This is a genomic window from Haloferax sp. s1 (genome assembly GCF_058382125.1).
Genome location: NZ_JBZRPK010000348.1, coordinates 1 through 2868, shown reverse-complemented (window position 1 = coordinate 2868; position 2868 = coordinate 1). Strand labels below are relative to the sequence as shown.

The 2868-nt window shown below is 64.1% G+C and carries 3 protein-coding genes and 1 pseudogene; 2 read left to right on the top strand and 2 right to left on the bottom strand.

The genetic code is table 11. The features are described 5' to 3' along the window. Positions 1–1479: pseudogene (tmcA, locus tag QT222_RS04160) on the top strand (tRNA(Met) cytidine acetyltransferase TmcA); the annotation flags it as partial. 70 nt (positions 1480–1549) lie between these two features. Continuing rightward, positions 1550–1714, top strand: a complete 165-nt coding sequence (locus tag QT222_RS04155; protein WP_491476402.1) for a DUF8014 family protein — start codon at positions 1550–1552, stop codon at positions 1712–1714. 90 nt (positions 1715–1804) lie between these two features. Here QT222_RS04155 and QT222_RS04150 read toward each other — a convergent pair whose 3' ends face one another. Continuing rightward, entirely contained in the window at positions 1805–2539 is a 735-nt protein-coding gene (locus QT222_RS04150) for a GNAT family N-acetyltransferase (protein ID WP_004060224.1), read from the bottom strand. 130 nt (positions 2540–2669) lie between these two features. Then, positions 2670–2868: DUF8055 family protein (locus QT222_RS04145; RefSeq protein ID WP_491476401.1), on the bottom strand; the 199-nt coding region annotated here is incomplete at its 5' end.

The window sequence follows — 2868 nt, the reverse complement described above, 5'->3', positions numbered from 1 at the left end:
CCAAGGGCCGACGACGTGTCCGTCCGGGCCGCACGCCTCCTGGCGAACCTGGCCAACTGCGTCGCCGGGGGCGCGGACGAGCCCGACCTGGCGCCCCCCGGTGGGGGGCGCGTCCGCTCGTTCCCCCCCCCGGAAGCGGGGGAGGGCGCCGCGACCGCCGAGACCGACGCCCTCATTGTGGACGAAGCGGCCGCGCTCCCCGTTCGACTTCTCGCGTCGTTTCTCGATGCGCCCGCAGTCGCGTTCTGTACGACTGTCCGCGGATACGAGGGTGCAGGTCGCGGTTTCGCCGTCCGGTTCCGTGACCGACTCGACGAGTCTGAGTACGAAGTCACTGACGTACGCCTCGACGACCCGATTCGATACGCTGCTGGTGACCCTGTCGAATCGTGGGCGTTTCGCGCGCTTCTTCTCGACGCCCGTCCGCCTGTCGACCAGTTAGTCGCGGACGCAGCCCCGGAAAACGTCTCGTACTGGACGCTCACGCCAGACGACCTCCTCGCCGACGAACACCTCCTTCGGGAGGCGTTCGGCCTGCTCGTTCTCGCCCACTATCGCACCGAACCGGACGATTTGGCTCGGCTCCTCGACGCGCCGAACCTGACGCTCCGAGCGCTCACCTACGAGGGGAGAATCGTCTCGGTCGCGCTGCTCGCCCGCGAGGGCAATCTGGCTGCCGAGACGCGAACGCACATGTACGACGGCGGGCGCATCCGTGGAAACATGCTCCCCGACGTGTTCACCAGTCAACTCCGCGACGAGGACGCCGGGATTCCTGTCGGCTACCGCGTGATGCGAATCGCCACCCACCACGCGGTTCGTTCGTCCGGACTCGGCTCACGATTGCTCTCTGAGATTCGCGAGGAGTTCGAAGCCGACGCGGACTACCTCGGTGTCGGCTTCGGTGCGACCCCGGAACTCCTCTCGTTCTGGCGTAAGAACGGCTACAGCACGGTTCACCTCTCGACCACCCGAAACGACACCAGCGGCGAGTACTCCGCGCTCATGTTGCACCCGCTCTCGGAGGCCGGCCACGAACTCCACGACCGACACGCCGACTGGTTCCTCCAGCGCGTCGGTGACGTACTCGGAGACGCCCTTTCCGACCTCGATGCCGATGTCGCGCGGGCGGCACTCGCCGCCGTCGACGCCGACTACGAGGCCGCGCTCTCGGACTACGAGTGGCGTGTCGTCGTCGGGGCCTCCTACGGACCGGGGCTCTACACGACCGCTCCCGGTGCATTCCGGAGACTCGCACTCGCACACCTCACGTCACCCGACTGTGCCTCGCTTTCGGCGCGAGCGGAGCGCCTGCTCGTCCGAAAAGTGTTACAAACGCGAGCGTGGTCGGCGGTGGCCGACGAACTCGACTTCCACTCGACTGCGCAAGCGATGCGCGCACTCGGCGACGCCTACGAACCGCTCGTCGACGAGTACGGCGGCGACGTGGCACACGACGAGCGCGAGCGGTATCAGTAACACCTGTCAGATCGCTGCTTCGAGCCGAATCGCCGATACACCGATGGTCGTCGGGGCCGACAGATTTCGCATGGCCGAGTGCAGCGAATCCGACTGCGAGAACGTCGCGGCGGTCAGACTCTACATCCCGTGGGACGCCGACAGAAACGTCTGTACGGCACATGCTCGGGCGCTCGCCCAGCAGGATGGCGTCGTCGCCGAACCCCTCGACGGCGCAGCAGAGAATTGGTCGTAGATCCGGTCCGAGACCGGTAGCGCAGCGCGTCCGCTCTCCCAACAAGGTCGATAAAAACCCGGGTTCGGGTTCGATGGCTCCACCTGCGCTTTAGCGGAGCCTGACGGCCATCATCACTTCGTCGACGTACTCGCCGTTGATTTTGTAGTGGTCCTCGCGGACGGCTTCCGTCTCCCAGCCGTGGTCTTCGAGGAACTCGATTGCTCCCTCGTTGGTCGCGGGCACGCTGTTGTACAGTTTCTCGAAGCCGTGTTCGCGGGCCCAGTCGACGCCCCGTTCGAGGAGTTTGCTCCCGATGCCGTGGCCGCGGAACTCCGGTCGCGTTCCGACGGTGAGCACGGCCGTGTGGCTCAGTTTCTCCGCTTCGGGCAGGTCGAGGTGGACCCATCCGGCGAGTTCGTCTTCGACGGTCGCGACGAACACCATCCGGGAACGGACCTCGTTGTGCCGGAGGACGACTTCTTCGTGGTCGAGCACGTCCGCGACGGTCTCTCCCTCGATGTAGCGGCCCTCGTCTGCAACCTCGTGAATAGCGTCGACAAGGCTTTCGAGGTCGACATCCTGTGCCATCCGAATCGTTACGTCGAGGTCGTCGAGTTCGAACGTCTCCTCTTCACCCGGCGCGTAGGCGACCTCGACGTGCTTTCCGACCTTTCGGATGTAGCCGTCGCGCCGCAGAATCGTCAGGTGAGTTCCGAGCGCTACCGGTTCGAAATTGAGCGCTCGCCGAACCTCGTCCTCCCGAACGGTTCCGTGGCTTTCGATGTATTCGTAGATATCTTTCCGGTCTTTGTGTCCGAAGTTGAGACTATCTGTTACTTCCATGGTACACAATCACACTCATGGTTAATAATTGTTGTTCGTAATGGTTTTGACGAATTGTCGGTTTTTTTCACAATAGTCTCTGGAACACCGGCGGTTTCCTCGTCGGATGGCGGGTACCAGCTGTCACCTTTCACCGCCCCGCCGGCACACACGTCAGCAACAGCGCCCCATCGCGGAAGCTGTGCGTCTTGAGAAGCACCTCGGCGGCCTCTCGCCCAGGGAAGTCGGCGTCGAGGTCGACCTCGTAGCACCCGGCGTACAGCGTGAGCCAATCGTTGAGGGTTCCGTGACGTAACTGCAAACCCGCCCCGGCGAACTCAACTATTCCC